This window comes from Sorangium sp. So ce145 (assembly GCF_051525985.1).
Classification (GTDB): Bacteria; Myxococcota_A; Polyangia; order Polyangiales; family Polyangiaceae; genus Sorangium; species Sorangium cellulosum_B.
This window is the reverse complement of the sequence record NZ_CP150315.1, coordinates 10,046,031-10,062,134: the sequence shown is the minus strand read 5'-3', so window position 1 is coordinate 10,062,134 and position 16,104 is coordinate 10,046,031. Positions and strand designations below refer to the sequence as shown.

Here is a 16,104-nt window from a genome sequence, read left to right as displayed (position 1 = left end):
GCTGGGGCGGCGCTGCCCACGGGGCCGGGCCGCGCGACCCTGCCTGTGCTAGACGTGCGCGCCATGAGCGTCGAGGTTGGCATCGTCGGACTGCCCAACGTGGGCAAGAGCACCCTGTTCAACGCGCTGACGGCCGCCAAGGCCGAGGCGCAGAATTACCCCTTCTGCACGATCGAGCCCAACGTCGGCGCCGTCCCTGTCCCTGACGACCGGCTCACGACGCTCGCGAAGCTCATCAAGTCCGAGAAGATCATCCCCGCCATGGTGCAGGTGGTCGACATCGCCGGGCTCGTGCGCGGCGCGAGCACGGGCGAGGGGCTCGGGAACAAATTCCTGAGTCATATCCGTGAGGTAGATGCCATCCTCCACGTCGTCCGCTGCTTCACGCTCGCGGACGTCGTGCACGTCGACGGCGGGGTCGACCCGCTCCGCGACATCGACACGATCGAGACGGAGCTGATGCTGGCCGACCTCGGCTCCCTTGAGGGGATGCTGGAGCGCACGCGGAAGCAGGCCAAGGGCGACAAGGAGCTCCTCCCGAAGATCGCGCTCATGGAGAAGTGCCTCGAGGCGCTCCAGGCCGGCAAGCCCGTCCGCGGGCTCTCCTTCGACGACGATCAGCGGAAGGTCGTGAAGACGTTCGGCCTGATCACGGCGAAGAAGGTCCTTTACGTGGCGAACGTCGACGAGTCCGACGTCTCCGGCACGGGCCCGCTCGCGACGAAGGTGCGCGAGCGGGCCGCCTCCGAGGGAAGCGGCGTCGTGCCGGTCTGCAGCAAGCTCGAGGCGGAGCTGAACGAGCTCGCGCCCGACGAGCGCAAGGAGATGCTCGAGAGCCTCGGCATGAAGGAGCCGGCGCTCTCGACGCTCGCGCGCGAGGCCTACCGGCTGCTCGGCCTCCAGAGCTACTACACGGCCGGTCCCAAGGAGATCCGCGCTTGGACGATCCCGATCGGGTGCACGGCCCCGCAGGCCGCGGGGGTCATCCACAGCGATTTCGAGAAGGGCTTCATCCGGGCGGAGGTCTACAAGGTGGACGACCTCGTCGAGCACAGGACCGAGGCCGCCATCCGCGCCGCAGGCAAGCTGCGCGTCGAGGGCAAGACGTACGTCTTCCAGGACGCCGACGTCGCGCACTTCCTCTTCAACGTCTGACCGTCCGTCCCACGAGCGCGCCCGCTGCCGTCGCTCTCCTCGAGGGCGCCCGGTGCACCCCTGCTTCGCGGGCGGCGCGGCACCGCCGTTGCTCCTCCGGCGTTCGCGCAGGCGCGGTGTGCCGGCCACGACCGCCGGCGCTCCGCGGACCTCGCGCTTCTCGGACGGAGGCAGGACGGTGCCCAGGGCGAGCGTCGGCGCATGGCGTGTGCTGGTTCTCCTCTCCTCGTTGGGGAGCGCCGCGGCGGGCTGCGTCGCGGCTGCCACCGACGTCCCGCCCGAGGAGGCGGGCGCCCCGGACCCGGGCGGCGGCGCGGCGCGGGCGCCTGTTCCGCCCGCGCCGTGCGATGTGCCGCGCGGGTTCTCGGAGGGCGCGCCGCCCCGCTTTCCTGCGGTGCCCGCGCCGGCCATCGGCCACAGGCCATCCGCGGAGCCCGGCGACGACGTCTTCGGCCGCTTCCTGCGAGCCACCGTCGTCTTCTGCGGGCCCGACGAGCAGCCGTATTTCCTTCACTATCGCTTCTATCTCACTGGCCCGTTCTCGGGCCGCTGGCTGCGCCCGCCGCTCGTCCAGCCGCTCTGACCGCGCCCCCTGCCCAGCCCGCCTGGCGGCTGGGGCCATCGCCGTTCGTCGCTGTTCGTCGTCGTTCTCCGCCCGATGGCCGCGGCGCCCCGTCCGGTTTTTTGACCCCCTGGATCCGCTCGGCTACCTCCTGCGCCTTCACGAGACGAAAGGACGATCATTTGGGCGCACTCAAAGGATCCATCTCATTCTCGAAGTTCTATGTCCGCGGCGAGCTCACCGAGGGGTTCCGCGACAAGTTCGTCGAGCGAATCCGGCTCCGCGCGTTCCGGCCGCTCACGGTCGAAGAGGACGCGGAGCAGCGCGCCGGGTGGTGCTCCATCGAGAATCCGCTCGACTGCGAGCTCGATCACGGCAAGATCTTCTTCAACTCGTACATCAACCTCGGGCTCAGGACCGATCGCTGGCAGGTGCCCTCGGCGCTCTTCAAGGCGCATTTCGCCGAGGCGGAGCGGGAGCACCTCGCGAAGCGCGGGCGCGAGAAGCTCGGGCGGCGCGAGAAGGAGGAGCTCCGGGCCGTCGTGTCGAGGAAGCTCCGCGCGCAGCTCATGCCGGTGATGAAGGTCGTGGATCTGTCCTGGAACCTGGAGGCCGGCGTCGTCCGGTTCTGGAACCAGTCGCCGCGCGCGCACGAGGGGCTCTCGGAGCTCTTCGAAGAGACCTTCGAGCTCGATCTCGTGCCGGAGAGCCCGTACACGGCCGCCCGTGAGCTCGGCTTGTCGGCCCAGCAGCTGGCCGCGTTCGAGCTGCTCAAGCCCACGGTCTTCCACGCAGAATCGACCCTTGGAGGTGCCCTGTGAGCCTCGCTGAGCTGATCGAGCAGCGCCGGTTCGTCGGCCGCGAATTCCTCGTCTGGCTCTGGTTCGAGAGCGAGCTCTTCGAGGGCCGCTTCTCGCTGGACGCCCTCGGCGTCTGCGAGCTCTGGCTCGAGGGGCAGATCACGCTCGTCCAGGAGAAGGAGCAGAGCCGGCTCAAGGGCGCGGCGCCGAGCAGCGCCCCCGAGGCCCACGAGGCGCTGCGCCAGGGCAAGCTCCCGTCGCACGCGCGCGTCCGCGTCACGCGCGGAGAGCTCGAGTACGCCTTCCTGTTCAACGCCGACGCGTTCTCGCTCTCGGGCGTGAAGATCCCGAGCGTCGTCAAGGACGCCGTGGACGAGCAGTTCTACGAGCGCATGTACCTCATCGAGGAGCTCGAGACGCTCTTCACCGCGCTCTACGGCGAGTTCCTCGCGCTCCGCCTCGGGGCCGCCTGGGAGTCCGGGGTGGCGCCGTTCATCCGCACCTGGGTCCGGGGCGAGCCGGTCGACACGGCCGCGTATCAGAAGCTCCGGGGCAAGCTCGCGCCCGTCCGCGGCGCGGCGAGGTCGAGGACGACCCCGCCGCCGGCGGAGAGGCCCGAGCGCGCGGCGCGCGTCGTCGCCTGAGCGCGCCGGCGGCGGTGCGCCGGCCGCGCCGCGCGGGGCCGGCGCGCTCGCGCCGCTACTTCCCCTTCACCTTGCCGTGGACCTGCTTCGCCATCGCGAGGTGCTCCTGGAGCTGCGGCAGCGTCGAGGCGGCGAAGTGCTTCACGTCGGCGTCCTTCGCCTCCTTCGAGGCCTTCTCGAATTCCTCGATGTCGCGCTGGTGGTCATCGACCATCGCGCTCATGTAGTCCCTGTCGAACTCGACCCCTGTCTTCTTGGACAGCCTGTCGACGTGCTCGCGGTGTTTCTGCGTGAGCTCCTGCGGCACGAGCGCGTCCTTGCGGTGCGCGAGCTCCGCGAGCCGCTTGTTGATCGCCGTGTGATCGTCGACCATCCGCTGCGCGAAGCGCTTCACCTCCGGGCTCGCGGTGCGCTGCTTCGCGAGCTGCCCGAGCCGCACCTCCAGGAGCCCTCCCTGACCAGCCTTCTCGACGAACTCCCGATCTGACTCGCTGAGCTTGGTTTGATTGGCCTGGGCCTGCTGCCCTGTCGAGCCCTGCCCCTCTGCAGCGGCAGAGGCCGGCACGGACGCTGCCGCCATCATGATGGTGAATAGAACAGGCTTGAGCATCTCAGTCCCCTCCTTGTCACGGCCGCGTTCCGGCGGCCGTGCCGATCGCTCCATCGCCCCGGGACGGCCGGACTCCACTGCTCGGCGCCCCCGGGTCGATGCGCTCGCCGTATGTCGTGAGTCGCTGGCGCCCTGGCAAGGGGCAGCGAGCATGGGGCGGTCCGCTGTCCACGCGCTCGGCTTGGCGCAGCAGGCCGCGCCCGGCGGAAGGGCAAAAGGCCCCCGAGAACTGGGCCCCGGCCGATCGCTCCATCTACGGTTGGCGCCTGTGGTCGGCGAGTTCTTCAAGCGCCTCACGAACGGCGTCGTGTTCCTCCTCGCCGCCCTGACCTTCTTCCTCGTCCCCATCGGCAGGAAGACGGCCGCGCAGCACCTCGTCGCGATCGTCTCGACGCCGCCGGCCAGGGAGGCCGCCTCGGCCTTCGCCCACATCGCTCGGCGCATCGCCACCGAGGCGCGCACCGAGCTGGACAAGCTCCGCCGCCCGCCGCCCTCGCAGCGCGAGCCGAAGCCGGCGACCGCCAAGGTGAGGCCGCCGCCGTAGCCGTCCCTGCCATCGTTGCGCGTTGATCGCGCCGGGCGGCGCGCGCTGCTCGCGCGGATCGGCCCGCGCCGCCGGCTCAGCCCTTGCGCGGATCCTTCACGTTCGGGTGCTCGTTGTAGAAAGCGTCGAGGCTCTCGCGGGAGATCTCCGCCTCGATATCGCCGTCTTTCAAGATCTTCGCCTGACAGCCGAGGCGGCTCGTCGACCGGACGTCGAAGGCCTTGTCGAGGATGTCCTCCTCGTCCTCCTCGGCCTCGCTGAGGAGCTCGCGCCCCTTCGTGACGTAGACGTGGCAGGTGGAGCACGCGCAGACGCCGCCGCACGCGTCGCCCTCGGGCGCGCCCACGGACTTCGACGCCTGGAGGACGGACGAGCCCACCGGGGCCTCGACCTCCCACGCGCGTCCGTGCGCCAGAAATCGGACCTTGGCCATCAGCTCCTCCTCGCCTCGACGCCGGCCTTCGCCGGGCCAGCGCCGCTCGCCTCGACCGGCGCGTGGCTCGCGTCGCCCCCGCCGTGCTCGGCCAGGTGCGCGTCCACGCCCTTCGCCGCGGCGACCTTCGCCTCGACGTCCTCGACCTGCTTGCCCGCGATCGCCCTGGCCACGGCGCGGTCCATCCGCCGCCCCGCCCACCCGTGCGTCGCCTCGTCGAGCGCCTCCGTGCGCGCGAGGATCAGCCCTGGCTTGTCGCCGCGGATCGCCGCGTCGAGGCCCGTCAGCGCGCCCTCGATCGCCTCGCGCTCGCCGGGCTCGAGCAGATCGGCGTCCGCGGCGAGCGCCTTGCGCGTCGCCATCGCCACGCGCTCGCCCTCGACCCGCGCCTCGACAAGCCGGCGCTTGAGCAGGTCCTCCTCGCCGTGGTCCAGCGCCGCGAGGAGCATGTCCTCGACCTCCTCGTCCGTCAGCCCGTAGCTCGGCTTGACCTCGACCTTCTGCTCGACCCCCGTCGTCAGCTCGCGCGCGGTCACGCCGAGCAGGCCGTCGGCGTCCACGCGGAACGTCACCTCGAGCCGCGCCATGCCCGCGGGCATCGGCGGGATCCCCTTCAGCACGAAGCGCGCGAGCGAACGGCAGTCGGCGGCGAGCTCCCGCTCGCCCTGCACGATGTGCAGGTCGAACCCGGTCTGGTTGTCCGCGTAGGTCGTGAAGGTCTGCCGCGCCCCCGCCGGGATCGTCGTGTTCCTCGGCAGGATCTTCTCGGCGACGCCGCCCATCGTCTCGATGCCGAGCGACAGCGGCAGCACGTCGAGCAGGAGCACCTCGTCCGCGCGATCCATCGAGCCGGCCAGGATGTCGGCCTGGATGGCCGCGCCCAGCGCGACGACCTCCTCCGGATCGATGTCCTTGAGCGGCTCCTTGCCGAAGAGGCGCGCCACGTAGTCCCGCACGTGGGGCACGCGCGTCGCGCCGCCCACGAGGATCACGCCGTCGATGTCCGCGGCCTGGACGCCCGCGTCGCGGAGCGCGCGGCGGCACGCGACGCCCGTGCGCTCCAGGAGCGGCGTGATGAGCGCGTTCAGCTCGTCGCGGGTCACGGTGACCAGCTTCGACGCCGGGCCGCCCGTCGCCTCGGCCGCCTGCACGGGCAGCTCGATCTCGATCTGCGTCGCGTCGGTCAGCGCGTGCTTGATGCTGCGGGCGGTGTCGAGCGCGAGCCGCACCACCTCGGGCGTGCGCCGCGTCGCGCCCATCTCCTCGAGCAGCCGCTCCGCGAGCGCCCTGTCCATGTCGTCGCCGCCGAGCGAGCTGTCGCCCCCGGTGGACTTCACCTGGAAGACCCCGTTGTCGAGCAGGAGGACGGTCACGTCGAACGTCCCGCCGCCGAGGTCGTACACGGCGAACAGGCCGTTCTGCTGCTTGTCGAGCCCGTACGCGAGCGCCGCGGCGGTCGGCTCGTTGAGCAGGCGCAGCACCTCCAGCCCGGCCAGCCGGCCGGCGTCCTTGGTCGCCTGCCGCTGGGCGTCGTCGAAGTACGCCGGCACCGTGATCACCGCGCCGCCCACGGAGCGGAGCTCGCGCTCCGCCGAGGTGCGGAGCTCCTTCAAGATCTCCGCCGACACCTCGACGGGCGTCACGACCGCGTCCCGCACCTTGAAGCGCACGCTCTTCGCGTCCTCGGGGCCCTTCGGCTCCGCGAACTCGTACGGCCCGAGCCGCCGCGTCTCCGGATCGTTCGCGCCGCGGCCCATGAAGCGCTTCACGCTGACGATGGTCTCGCGGGGGTGGCTCTGCGCGAGCCGCCGCGCGCTGTCGCCAACGACCGCGCGGCCGCGCTCGTCGTAGTGCACGACCGACGGCAGCAGCCGCTCTCCATTGCAGTCGTCGATGACCACCGGGCGGCCGTCCCGCACGCGGGCGACGAGCGAGTTCGTCGTCCCGAGATCGATGCCGATCGGGCTGGGCCTTGCCTTGGGGTCGAAAATTTCGAGGAGGGTCATTTCAAATCTGCGAGCTCTTCTTCGATGGCGCTCACTTCTTCCAGGAACCGCCGGATGTAGCGGAGCTCGCTGAGCAAGGCGAGCACGCCCTGCAGCTGCTCCGCATCATTCCCTGCGGCGGCGAAGGCGCCCTGGATCGCCGTGAGGGTCGCCTGCTCGCGCGCGAGCATCGCCGAGCCGAGCCGCGCGATCCGCGCGGGATCGCGCCCCTTCGCCGCCTCGGCGAGCTCTTCGCGCGACTCCATCATCTCCATGAGCAGGGCGGGGGAGGCCTTCTTCTCGCCCTCCTCGCCCCGCGCGACCCCGGCGCGCTGGAGCAGCGCCTCGGCCCGGCGGATCGGATCCCTGAGGACGCGCAGGGCGTCGTTCGCCTCGATCGCGCGGCCGAGCGCGAGCCGGCGCTCGGCCGCGGGGGCGCCCGCGTAGCGATCGGGGTGGAGCGCGCGGGAGAGATCGCGGTGGCGCTGCTCCAGCGCGCCCAGGTCGAGGTCGAACCGCGGCTCGACGCCCAGGGTATCGAAGGGATCGGTCATGGCGTGCTCTGGGGAAGGCGCCTCGGCGACGGGCGGGCGCTCCCTGCGGCGGCTCAGGCCACCGTGAACGAGTGCCCGCAGCCGCAGCGCGTCGCCTCGTGCGGGTTCTTGAACTTGAAGCCCTGGTACATGAGCGTCTTCTCCCAGTCGAGCACCGAGCCGCCCAGGTAGAGGATGCTCTTCTTGTCGCAGAAGACGCGCACGGTCGCCTTGTCCGGCTCGGCGAACTCCAGGACGAGGTCGCCGGACCGGGGCGGCTTGTCCTCGAACTCGATGACGTAGGAGAACCCGGAGCAGCCGCCGCCGCGGATCCCGACCCGGATGGCGCCCTCGGGCGTGCCGCGCTTGGCGAGCTGCGCCCGGATGGCCTGCACCGCGGCGTCGCTCACCGAGAGCGTCCGCTTCGACTTGGCCTCCGCCTCGCCGGGGGCCCCGTCGCTGCGCGCGGGCGCGCCGTCCGCCGTTGCGGTGTGCGCGGCGTGCGGCCCGGTGTCCGCCGGCTTGGTCGTGGTCTGCTCACTGCTCTGCATGCGTCGTTCCTTCTCCGGTTCCGGTTCCGGTCCCGGTGCTGTGGGCCGCCTCCGCCCCGAAGCCCCGGCGCTGTTACTCCGCGCTCGCCGTCGCGGCGGCCGCGGCGGGGACCGAAGGCGCCGCGCCCGCGAGCTCCCTCTTCGCCTGCTGCTTGGCGCGGAAATCGGCGATGGCGCTCTTGATCGCGTCCTCGGCGAGGACCGAGCAATGGATCTTCACCGGAGGCAGGTGGAGCTCCTCGGCGATCATGCTGTTCTTGATCGTCTCGGCCTCGTCGATCGTCTTGCCCTTCAGCCACTCGGTGGCGAGCGACGACGACGCGATGGCCGACCCGCAGCCGAACGTCTTGAACTTCGCGTCCTCGATGACGCCGCCCTCGCCGACCTTGATCTGCAAGCGCATGACGTCGCCGCAGGCCGGAGCGCCGACGAGCCCGGTGCCGACGCGCTCGTCATTCTTGTCGAGCGTGCCGACGTTGTGGGGGTTCTCGTAGTGCTCGATGACCTTATCGCTGTATGCCATGGCTCTCTCCTCGACCGTTTCCTTTCGTCTCGAAATCTCGCTCTGTCGGGCCGGCGGCGTCCGCGCCGCTCGTCAGTGGGCCGCCCACTGCACGGTGTTCAGGTCGATCCCCTCTTTGTGCATCTCGTAGAGGGGCGACATGTCGCGCAGCTTGTTCACCTTCCGGATCACGAGGTCAGCCACGTAGTCGACCTCCTCCTCGGTGGTGAAGCGCCCGAGCCCGAACCGGATGGACGAGTGGGCGAGGTCGTCGCCGATGCCCATCGCGTGGAGGACGTAGGAGGGCTCCAGGCTGGCGCTCGTGCACGCCGAGCCGCTCGAGACCGCCACGTCCTTGATCGCCATCATCATGGCCTCGCCCTCGACGAAGCTGAACGACACGTTGAGGTTGCCCGGCAGCCGCCGATCGGGCGAGCCGTTCAGCTGGATGGCGTCGAGCTCCTTCCAGAGCCGGCTCCTGAGCCGCTCGCGCAGCGACAGGATGCGCGCCGACTCCGCCTCGCCCTCCTCCATGAGGATCTCGGCTGCCCTGGCGAACCCGACGATGCCGGGCACGTTGAGCGTGCCGGACCGCATGCCGAACTCGTGGCCGCCGCCGTCCATCTGCGCGGTGATGCGGACGCGCGGCTTCGACCTGCGCACGTACAGGAAGCCGATGCCCTTCGGGCCATAGATCTTGTGGGCCGTCACCGACGCGAGGTCGACCCCCATCTGCTCGACGTTGAACGGGACCTTCCCGACCCCCTGCACCGCGTCGGAGTGGAGGAGGATGCCCTTCGATTTCGTGATCTTCCCGATCTCGGCGATGGGCTGGACCGTGCCGACCTCGTTGTTGGCCAGCATGATCGAGACGAGGATCGTCTTGTCGGTGATCGCCCGGGCGACGTCGTCCGGGTCGACCATCCCGTACTTGTCGACCTTGAGGTAGGTGACCTCGTAGCCCTGCTTCTCGAGCCGCTTGCAGGTGTCGAGCACCGCCTTGTGCTCGATGACGCTCGTGATGATGTGGTTGCCCTTGTCCTTGTAGAACTCGGCGACCCCCTTGATGGCGATGTTGTCGCTCTCGGTCGCGCCGGAGGTGAAGACGATCTCCTTGGGGTTCGAGGCGCCGATGAACCTGGCGAGCGTCTCGCGAGCGTGGCCGACCGCCTCCTCGGCCGTCCAGCCGAAGACGTGGCTCCGGCTCGCGGCGTTGCCGAATTTGCCGTTGAAATACGGCAACATCGCGTCGAGGACACGCTGATCGACGGGCGTCGTCGCGTGGTAGTCCATGTAGATCGGAAGCTGGATAGCCATGGTGTTTCTCGCTCAGCGGTGATTCGAGCCGTGGCGGCAATGCCCATTGCCGCGGATGCCGGCGACGAGCTCGGGCTCAGCCGTGCTCTTGTCGTGGAGGTTACAGTTCGTACAGGCGGCGACGAGCTCTGCCGGGTCGCACGTCTCGCAGGTGTCGAGGTAGGCGAGGCTCGCCACGAGCTCGTGCTCGAGGGTCTTGAGGTGCGCGACCTGCTCCCGCACCTCTTCGAGCTTCTGCTGGTAGACGTGGCGGATCTGCGCCATCGCGCCGGGGGCCGAAGGGGACGACTCCCAGGTCGAGACGATCTGCTGGATCTGGCTCAGCGACAGGCCGAGGTCGTGGAGCTTGCCGATCCACCGGACGCGGGTCAGGGCCGCGTGATCGTAGAGCCGGTAGCGCCCCTTGGAGCGGGCGTGCGGCGTGAGCAACCCCACCTCTTCGTAGTGGTGGATCGCCCGCACGGTTTTCCCGGTCGCCTTGGCGATGTCCCCCACCTGAAGGAGGCGCTCCTCCTCCTCGGCACCACCGAGAGCCCCCATCACGTCGTCCGTTCGGGACGTGCTGGACGTGACGGGCCCCCCGATGCTTTGCTCGTGGGCTAGCGGAAGGTGGTGGCGGGTGGTCATCGGGTGGTCATCGGCTCATTGCGCTCGAAACCGTGCTCGGTTGAAACCATGACCCTTACGTGCGCGTGAGGGTTGGGGACCTTGTAGGTCGGAGCGCCAAGACTGTCAACCGGGTCGTACGGGGCCAGCGTGAAACAGCGGAAGGGGGCGGAATCGGTGGCCGCTCGAGGTGACGGAGGAGCAACGTCACGGGCCGCCGGACGCGGCCGCGCCGCGGCTGGTCGGGGCGGCGGGAGGGCGCGCCCAGAGAGCCCGCCCCCACCGCCCTGTGCCGAGTCCGGCTGACTGCTTTCCTCTGACCGCGGGCCGTTCGGTGACGATCCGGCGCTGTCGGCGCGGCGCTCGGCGAGCGGGCGTTCCCGCCATCCATCGCCGCACAGGTATGGTATCACCTCCGAGACGACAGCGACCCGATGGCAGACAAGAAACGAATCCTGTTCGTGGGCTCGTTCAATCCCCCGGCTGACGGGAAGATGGGTGGGCAGTACTTTGCTTGTCGCTCTCTGATCGAGAGCGATCTGAAAGATGACTTCGATTTCCTCCTCGTCGACTCCACCCTCGACAGCATCCGGGTGCAATCGGCGCTCCGCAGGCTGCACAGAATCGCGCCGAGGGTGCTGACGTGCGTCAGGGCGCTGCTCTTCTCGAGGGTGGATGCGGTCCTCTTGTTCTCGAGCTCGGGGCTGAGCTTCGTCGAGAAGGGGTCGATCGGGCTCCTCGGCAAGCTGCTCGGCAAGAAGGTCGCCATCTTCCCTCGCTCGGGGCCGATCGTCGACAACGTCGCCAGGAGCAGGCTGTACAGGTCGTACCTGAGCGCCGTCGTGAGATCCTGCGATGTCGTGATATGCCAGAGTGAAACCTGGCGGAGCTTCTTCCAGAGCCTGGTCCCCGAGGAGCGCGGGGACAAACTCGTCGTCATCGAGAACTGGCTGCCCGACTCCAGCTTCGGCGACGTGGGACACAAGGCATACCCTCAGGCCATGGACAGGCCCTTGAGGCTGCTCTATTTCAACCGGATCGAGAGGCAGAAGGGGATTTACGATTTCCTCGAGGCCATGCTCCTCTTGCAGCGGGCGAACGCCTCGGTCAGCGCCAAGATCTACGGAGACGGAAGCGAGCTGGACGACGTGCGCAGGTTCATCTCCGAGAACCAGCTCGAGAACACCGAGTACATGGGCTGGCTCTCGACGGACAAGAACGAGGTCATCTCGTCCTTCGATCTGTGCGTGTTCACCTCGCACAGCGAAGGGTTCCCGAACGCCTTGCTGGAGGTCATGGCCCTCGGGGTCCCGGTCGTGTCCAGCAGGGTGGGCGCCGTGAACGATCTCGTCGTGTCCGGGAGAAATGGGCTCCTGGTGGACGTCGGGAGCCCGGGCCAGATCGCCGAGGCGGTCCTGACCGTCCTCCGCGAGCCGGCGCTGCTGGAGGAGTTCTCGCGGCGCTCGCTCGAGAGGGTGAGGCAGACCAACAGGATGGGTCATGCCGTGACCAAGTTCAGAGACCTGCTGTCGACGCTATGAAGAACCCTTCTGTGCTGCTGTACCGGCTGGGAAACTTCTTTTATCGGAACAACCTGACCTTCATCGCCACGCTCATCACGTGGTTGAACAGGTTCGTGTTCGCGGTCTTCGTCCCCTCCTCGGCCACGATCGGGGCGAATTTCAGGCTCGCTTACTGGGGGCTCGGGGTCGTGATCCACACGAGGACGGTCATCGGCGACAACTGCCTCATCTGCCAGAACGTCACGATAGGGAGAAACTTCGGCAGCCAGGGCGTCCCGCGCCTGGGCAACGACGTCTATGTCGGGGCGGGAAGCGCGATCTTCGGCGACATCACCATCGGGGATAACGTGATCATCGGAGCCAACAGCGTCGTGAACAAGGACGTGCCGTCCAACTCCGTCGTCGCCGGGAATCCGTTCAGGATCATCGCGTCCGACAGGAAGCTCAAGTACTACGAGCTGGATAACCCGAGCGCCTGATCCGCAGGATCGGGTCGGCCCGACCGCGTGACCGGGCGCATCTCCATGCGCGCCTTGTTCCATGGCGCGGGTGACCCGCGCGGATCTGCATGGCCAAGGGCGCGCTGGCCTCGCCCGGCCGGGGAGCGCCCGGGGTGCCGCGCTGCGACAATTCGTCCAGAATTGTCCTGGACCGAGCTGGGAAACCGTGATTTCTTTCGCGAGGCATCCGCCCCGCCGGCGGCCCTGCCCTAGCGAGGACGTGATGAGCAACACGGCGTCGTCGGCCGGAGACAAGGCAGGAAAAGCGCATTGGAATCAAGTGTGGTCGAACCGGTCGCTCCCAAAGCCGGTGGATCCGCACGCGCGTGGGTTTCGGCAATACGTGCGCCAGGCATTTCATCGGGAGTTCGTTCGCGCGTTCGAGGGGATGGACACGAAGGGGCAACGCCTGCTGGAGATCGGCTGTGGTCGTTCCGCCTGGCTCCCCTACCTCGCGCGTGAGTTTGGCTTTCAGGTCAGCGGGCTCGACTATACCGAGATTGGCTGCGCGCAGGAGCGGGACATCCTCGCGAGCGCCGGCATCCCTGGCGAGATCGTGTGCGCCGATCTGTTCGAGCCGCCGGAGCGCTTCGTGGGCGCCTTCGACGCGGTGGTGTCGCTCGGCGTGGTCGAGCACTTCGAGGACACGGCGGGCTGCCTCCGCGCATGCGCGCGCTACCTGCGCCCGGGCGGGCGCATCGTCACGGAGATCCCGAACATGCGCGGGCTCGTGGGGTGGGTGGCCAAGGTCACCGACAGGCCCACCTACGACGTTCATGTTCCGCTGGACCGCGAGGCGCTGGTGAAGGCGCATCGCGACGCGGGCCTCCATGTGCTGCGGAGCGACTACATCCTCCCGCTGGACGTCAGCCTCTTCGGCGTGGGCAGCATCGGGTCGCGCTGGCTTCGCCTGCCGGCGGTCGGCGCTGCCTCCGCCGTTGCTGAGCTCGTCTGGGCGCTCGACGCGCGCGGCCTGGCACCCCGACCGAACGCCGTCACGTCTCCGTACATCTTCTGCGTCGCCGAAAAGAGCTGATGGCCCGACTCCATCACACCATGGAGTCTCGGGCCAGAAAACGCACACAAGGCGCGGGCTCCATCGCTGCTATGGAGCGCCACGCGCCTCGCGAGGGGCTCCACGCCCAGCGGAGACGAGGAAGGGCTCGCCGCCACGTCTCTGTCCCGATGAAGGCGTTTCCGCTGTCACGTGAAGGCGTTTCCGCTTTCACGGCAAGCCCGGCACGGACGAGTCCGGCATAACGACATTGTCACCAGGCCGACGCACCATGGTAGACACTCACAGGTAAAATTGTTCGATGTGACTGTAAAATGTAAGCGACAGCAGAAAATTCCAGATGCTCGCCGCATTCCAAAGCCTGCTCCTGGGTTGTTCCGTGTGCTGACTTGGGGTACGAAGTGCGCACCAACAACGGGCTGTCCGCCATGGTGATGAGCTATGAATGTCGCCCGCCGCGCCGCACCTTAGGGGTGCGGGATTTTCAGAGGAGCGAGCGATGGTAAGTACGCTCACGGCGGTCATTCTGGCGCTGGTGCTCTCGTGGGCAGCGACGCCGCTCGCGCGCCGCTTGGCGGTGACGGTGGGGGCCGTGGATGAGCCGACCGCGCGGCGCGTACACACGCGGTGCGTCCCGCGCCTGGGCGGGCTCGCGATCGTTGCGGGTTTCGTGCTGCCGCTGTTCATCCTGGTCGCGCTGGGGACGCAGATCGGGCTGCTGTGGTTCTCGCAGCGCTCGCTGGTTTTGGGGCTGCTGGCTGGAGGGCTGGCGATCGCCGCGGTCGGCGCCTGGGACGACACGAAGGGAATGCGCGCGCGGCACAAGCTGGCCGCGCAGGTCCTCGTCGCGTCGATCGCCTGGGCCTGCGGGCTCCGCCTCGAGTGCGTGACGCTGCCGTACTTCGGGCATGTATCGTTCTGGCCGCTCTCGTTCCTGGTGACGATTCCGTGGTTCGTCGCCATCATCAACGCGGTCAACCTGATCGACGGGCTCGACGGGCTCGCGGCGGGCGTCGGCTTCTTCGCCTGCGTCGCGAACTTCATCACCGCGTACCTCGGCGGCTACCCCGGCAACATGGTGATCTGCCTGCTCGCGGCGACGCTCGCGGGCGCGATCGTGGGGTTCCTGTTTCACAACTTTCACCCCGCGACGATCTTCATGGGGGACACCGGGAGCATGTTCCTCGGGTTCATGCTGGCCGCGATCCCTCTCTTCGGCGTGGGCACGCACAAGGGCGGCACCGCGCTCGCCGTCATGGTGCCGCTGCTCGCGCTGGGCCTGCCGATCTTCGACATGATCTCGGCGATGGTGCGGCGTTATGTCGCTCGCCGGCCGATCTTCGCCCCCGATCGTTCGCACATCCACCACAAGCTGCTCGACAAGGGCCACTCGCATCGCAGCGCGGTGCTGATCCTGTACGGGCTCAGCCTGCTGTTCACCGTGGTCGCGCTGGTGGCGTATGTCGGCCGCTCGCTCGAGATCGGGTTCGCCCTCGTCGCCTGCAGCGTGGTGCTCTTCATCGTGGTGCGCACGGCGGGCTCGCTCCCGCTCTTCGGGGCGCAGCCGCAGGACCCCCGGCGCGCCCGCGAGGCCACCGTGGAGGCGCTGCGCCGCGCCGTGCCGTGGGCGCTGATGGAGATGGAGGCCGCGAGCGGCGTGGACAAGCTGCGCCCGGTGCTCGAGCGCTTCGCCGAGGAGGCGAAGCTCGTCGCGCTCGAGGTGAGCTCCGCCGGGGCCAACGGCAGCGCGCGCGTGAAGCCCTGGAGCTGGGCGCAGGACGCGGCGACGGCGCAGCAGCTCCGCGAGGCGGTGGTCGCGGTGTTCCCGATCCAGCTCGAGGGCGAGACCGTCGAGCTGCGCTTCCGCTGGGACAGCGAGGAGTGCGCGGTCAATCCGCAGGCCGACATGCTGCTGCAGCTCGTCGTGGACTCTGCGGAGCGCCTGCTGCTGCGCCGGCCGCCCCCGCGCACGCGGGATTCGCGCCCGCATGGGCGCTTCTCGGTGGTGTGAGGGGCCGCTGTCCCGCGCTGATGTGTTCGTGCCGGACTGACTGAGGAGATATCGTGGATATTGCCCGCAAGATCGTTGGTCTCAACAGCAAGACGAACGAGCTCTATTATCGTTTCAGCGATCATGCGCATTACTGGAAGGTCTATCAGGGCATCGTGGACGAGGCGGTCGCGCCGGCGACGGACATCATCCACCTCGGCTGCGGGCCGCTGTGGTTCGGCAAGGTCGCGACGGTGCCTCTCGACGGCAAGACCATCTACGCGGTCGATCCGGATGAGGAGGCGCTCGCGCGCAACCCGGCGCAGCGGCATATCTGCGCGTTCGGCGAGTCGATCCCGCTGCCGGACGGCTGCGCGGACGTGATCGCCGCGGACCACCTGCTCGAGCACCTCGAGCGGCCCGAGGCGGTGCTGCGCGAGGCGCACCGCCTGCTGCGGCCGGGGGGGCGGTTCGTGTTCACGGCGCCGAACCTCCTCTCCTATTCGGGCCTCGCGACTCACCTCACGCCGCACTGGTTTCATACGCTCTACGTCGGGCTGCTGCGCGGGACGAGCGGCAGCGACAATGCCAAGCCGTACCCGACGTACTTCCGCATGAACACGGTCTGGGCCGTGAAGCGCCTCGCGAAGGCCGCGGGCTTCCGCGTCGACAAGCTCGCTACCGGGGTCGACCACCCGAGCTATACGGTGTTGATCCCCGGGCTCCACCAGGCCGCGCTGGCGCTGCACCTCGTGCTCGACAAGGTCGAGGCCCTCGCGCCTTTTCGCATCACGCTCACAGGCAGCCTCGTGCGCGAGTAGCGCACGGAGACGC

18 protein-coding genes are annotated in these 16,104 nt (G+C 68.9%); 10 read left to right on the top strand and 8 right to left on the bottom strand.

Translation table 11 applies throughout. The annotated features are described in order from the left end of the window. The first annotated feature begins 63 nt into the window (after positions 1 to 63). From ychF to WMF34_RS37250, 4 genes are all read left to right on the top strand, one after another. Positions 64 to 1,155, top strand: a complete 1,092-nt coding sequence (gene ychF / locus WMF34_RS37265) for a redox-regulated ATPase YchF (protein ID WP_012239948.1) — start codon at positions 64 to 66, stop codon at positions 1,153 to 1,155. Positions 1,156 to 1,273: 118 nt separating this feature from the next. After that, positions 1,274 to 1,738, top strand: a complete 465-nt coding sequence (locus WMF34_RS37260; RefSeq protein ID WP_437990785.1) for a hypothetical protein — start codon at positions 1,274 to 1,276, stop codon at positions 1,736 to 1,738. A 161-nt stretch (positions 1,739 to 1,899) separates the two neighbouring features. Next, entirely contained in the window at positions 1,900 to 2,538 is a 639-nt protein-coding gene (locus WMF34_RS37255) for a hypothetical protein (RefSeq protein ID WP_012239946.1), read from the top strand. Then, positions 2,535 to 3,161, top strand: coding sequence for a hypothetical protein (locus WMF34_RS37250; protein WP_012239945.1), 627 nt, complete (start codon positions 2,535 to 2,537; stop codon positions 3,159 to 3,161). Before WMF34_RS37255 ends, WMF34_RS37250 begins: the two co-directional genes overlap by 4 nt. Before the next feature lie 55 nt (positions 3,162 to 3,216). On the opposite strand, the gene WMF34_RS37245 is transcribed toward WMF34_RS37250, so the two are convergent. Further along, positions 3,217 to 3,771 (bottom strand): DUF4142 domain-containing protein, encoded by a 555-nt coding sequence (locus WMF34_RS37245; RefSeq protein ID WP_044966720.1) that lies wholly within the window; start codon positions 3,769 to 3,771, stop codon positions 3,217 to 3,219. Positions 3,772 to 4,039: 268 nt separating this feature from the next. Here WMF34_RS37245 and WMF34_RS37240 point away from each other — a divergent pair, with 268 nt between their 5' ends. Continuing rightward, on the top strand, positions 4,040 to 4,315 hold the full coding sequence (locus WMF34_RS37240) for a hypothetical protein (protein ID WP_012239943.1): 276 nt from the start codon (positions 4,040 to 4,042) through the stop codon (positions 4,313 to 4,315). A 76-nt stretch (positions 4,316 to 4,391) separates the two neighbouring features. On the opposite strand, the gene WMF34_RS37235 is transcribed toward WMF34_RS37240, so the two are convergent. The 7 genes from WMF34_RS37235 to WMF34_RS37205 all read right to left on the bottom strand — a co-directional run bounded on the left by WMF34_RS37235 (position 4,392) and on the right by WMF34_RS37205 (position 10,176). Continuing rightward, positions 4,392 to 4,748 carry a 2Fe-2S iron-sulfur cluster-binding protein gene (locus WMF34_RS37235; protein WP_437295123.1) on the bottom strand — a complete coding sequence of 119 codons (357 nt, stop codon included), beginning with the start codon at positions 4,746 to 4,748 and terminating at the stop codon, positions 4,392 to 4,394. After that, on the bottom strand, positions 4,748 to 6,754 hold the full coding sequence (hscA, locus tag WMF34_RS37230; protein ID WP_437990784.1) for a Fe-S protein assembly chaperone HscA: 2,007 nt from the start codon (positions 6,752 to 6,754) through the stop codon (positions 4,748 to 4,750). Before hscA ends, WMF34_RS37235 begins: the two co-directional genes overlap by 1 nt. After that, positions 6,751 to 7,287 carry a Fe-S protein assembly co-chaperone HscB gene (hscB, locus tag WMF34_RS37225; RefSeq protein ID WP_437990783.1) on the bottom strand — a complete coding sequence of 179 codons (537 nt, stop codon included), beginning with the start codon at positions 7,285 to 7,287 and terminating at the stop codon, positions 6,751 to 6,753. Before hscB ends, hscA begins: the two co-directional genes overlap by 4 nt. Positions 7,288 to 7,340: 53 nt before the next feature. Then, complete coding sequence (locus WMF34_RS37220) at positions 7,341 to 7,817, bottom strand: HesB/IscA family protein (RefSeq protein WP_437990782.1); 477 nt, start codon at positions 7,815 to 7,817, stop codon at positions 7,341 to 7,343. A 73-nt stretch (positions 7,818 to 7,890) separates the two neighbouring features. Then, complete coding sequence (gene iscU / locus WMF34_RS37215) at positions 7,891 to 8,340, bottom strand: Fe-S cluster assembly scaffold IscU (protein WP_012239938.1); 450 nt, start codon at positions 8,338 to 8,340, stop codon at positions 7,891 to 7,893. Positions 8,341 to 8,412: 72 nt separating this feature from the next. Continuing rightward, positions 8,413 to 9,630 (bottom strand): IscS subfamily cysteine desulfurase, encoded by a 1,218-nt coding sequence (locus tag WMF34_RS37210; protein ID WP_173427476.1) that lies wholly within the window; start codon positions 9,628 to 9,630, stop codon positions 8,413 to 8,415. A gap of 18 nt (positions 9,631 to 9,648) precedes the next feature. Next, entirely contained in the window at positions 9,649 to 10,176 is a 528-nt protein-coding gene (locus tag WMF34_RS37205; protein WP_231864459.1) for a MerR family transcriptional regulator, read from the bottom strand. Between the two features lie 500 nt (positions 10,177 to 10,676). Here WMF34_RS37205 and WMF34_RS37200 point away from each other — a divergent pair, with 500 nt between their 5' ends. From WMF34_RS37200 to WMF34_RS37180, 5 genes are all read left to right on the top strand, one after another. Next, complete coding sequence (locus tag WMF34_RS37200) at positions 10,677 to 11,783, top strand: glycosyltransferase family 4 protein (RefSeq protein WP_437990781.1); 1,107 nt, start codon at positions 10,677 to 10,679, stop codon at positions 11,781 to 11,783. Beyond that, positions 11,780 to 12,244 (top strand): serine O-acetyltransferase, encoded by a 465-nt coding sequence (locus tag WMF34_RS37195; RefSeq protein ID WP_012239934.1) that lies wholly within the window; start codon positions 11,780 to 11,782, stop codon positions 12,242 to 12,244. Before WMF34_RS37200 ends, WMF34_RS37195 begins: the two co-directional genes overlap by 4 nt. A gap of 70 nt (positions 12,245 to 12,314) precedes the next feature. Then, positions 12,315 to 13,301 carry a class I SAM-dependent methyltransferase gene (locus WMF34_RS37190; protein ID WP_437990780.1) on the top strand — a complete coding sequence of 329 codons (987 nt, stop codon included), beginning with the start codon at positions 12,315 to 12,317 and terminating at the stop codon, positions 13,299 to 13,301. A gap of 424 nt (positions 13,302 to 13,725) precedes the next feature. After that, entirely contained in the window at positions 13,726 to 15,291 is a 1,566-nt protein-coding gene (locus WMF34_RS37185; RefSeq protein ID WP_231864458.1) for a glycosyltransferase family 4 protein, read from the top strand. Positions 15,292 to 15,344: 53 nt separating this feature from the next. Then, positions 15,345 to 16,091, top strand: a complete 747-nt coding sequence (locus tag WMF34_RS37180) for a class I SAM-dependent methyltransferase (protein WP_012239931.1) — start codon at positions 15,345 to 15,347, stop codon at positions 16,089 to 16,091. Positions 16,092 to 16,104 lie beyond the last annotated feature (13 nt).

What these genes read in the sequence shown, in the direction of transcription:
- hscB (WP_437990783.1), bottom strand. Translation starts at nt 7,287, where the DNA reads ATGACCGATCCCTTCGATACCCTGGGCGTCGAGCCGCGGTTCGACCTC.
- WMF34_RS37220 (WP_437990782.1), bottom strand. Translation starts at nt 7,817, where the DNA reads ATGCAGAGCAGTGAGCAGACCACGACCAAGCCGGCGGACACCGGGCCG.
- WMF34_RS37195 (WP_012239934.1), top strand. Translation starts at nt 11,780, where the DNA reads ATGAAGAACCCTTCTGTGCTGCTGTACCGGCTGGGAAACTTCTTTTAT.
- WMF34_RS37235 (WP_437295123.1), bottom strand. Translation starts at nt 4,748, where the DNA reads ATGGCCAAGGTCCGATTTCTGGCGCACGGACGCGCGTGGGAGGTCGAG.
- WMF34_RS37185 (WP_231864458.1), top strand. Translation starts at nt 13,726, where the DNA reads ATGTCGCCCGCCGCGCCGCACCTTAGGGGTGCGGGATTTTCAGAGGAG.
- ychF (WP_012239948.1), top strand. Translation starts at nt 64, where the DNA reads ATGAGCGTCGAGGTTGGCATCGTCGGACTGCCCAACGTGGGCAAGAGC.
- WMF34_RS37245 (WP_044966720.1), bottom strand. Translation starts at nt 3,771, where the DNA reads ATGCTCAAGCCTGTTCTATTCACCATCATGATGGCGGCAGCGTCCGTG.
- WMF34_RS37205 (WP_231864459.1), bottom strand. Translation starts at nt 10,176, where the DNA reads ATGGGGGCTCTCGGTGGTGCCGAGGAGGAGGAGCGCCTCCTTCAGGTG.
- iscU (WP_012239938.1), bottom strand. Translation starts at nt 8,340, where the DNA reads ATGGCATACAGCGATAAGGTCATCGAGCACTACGAGAACCCCCACAAC.
- WMF34_RS37200 (WP_437990781.1), top strand. Translation starts at nt 10,677, where the DNA reads ATGGCAGACAAGAAACGAATCCTGTTCGTGGGCTCGTTCAATCCCCCG.
- hscA (WP_437990784.1), bottom strand. Translation starts at nt 6,754, where the DNA reads ATGACCCTCCTCGAAATTTTCGACCCCAAGGCAAGGCCCAGCCCGATC.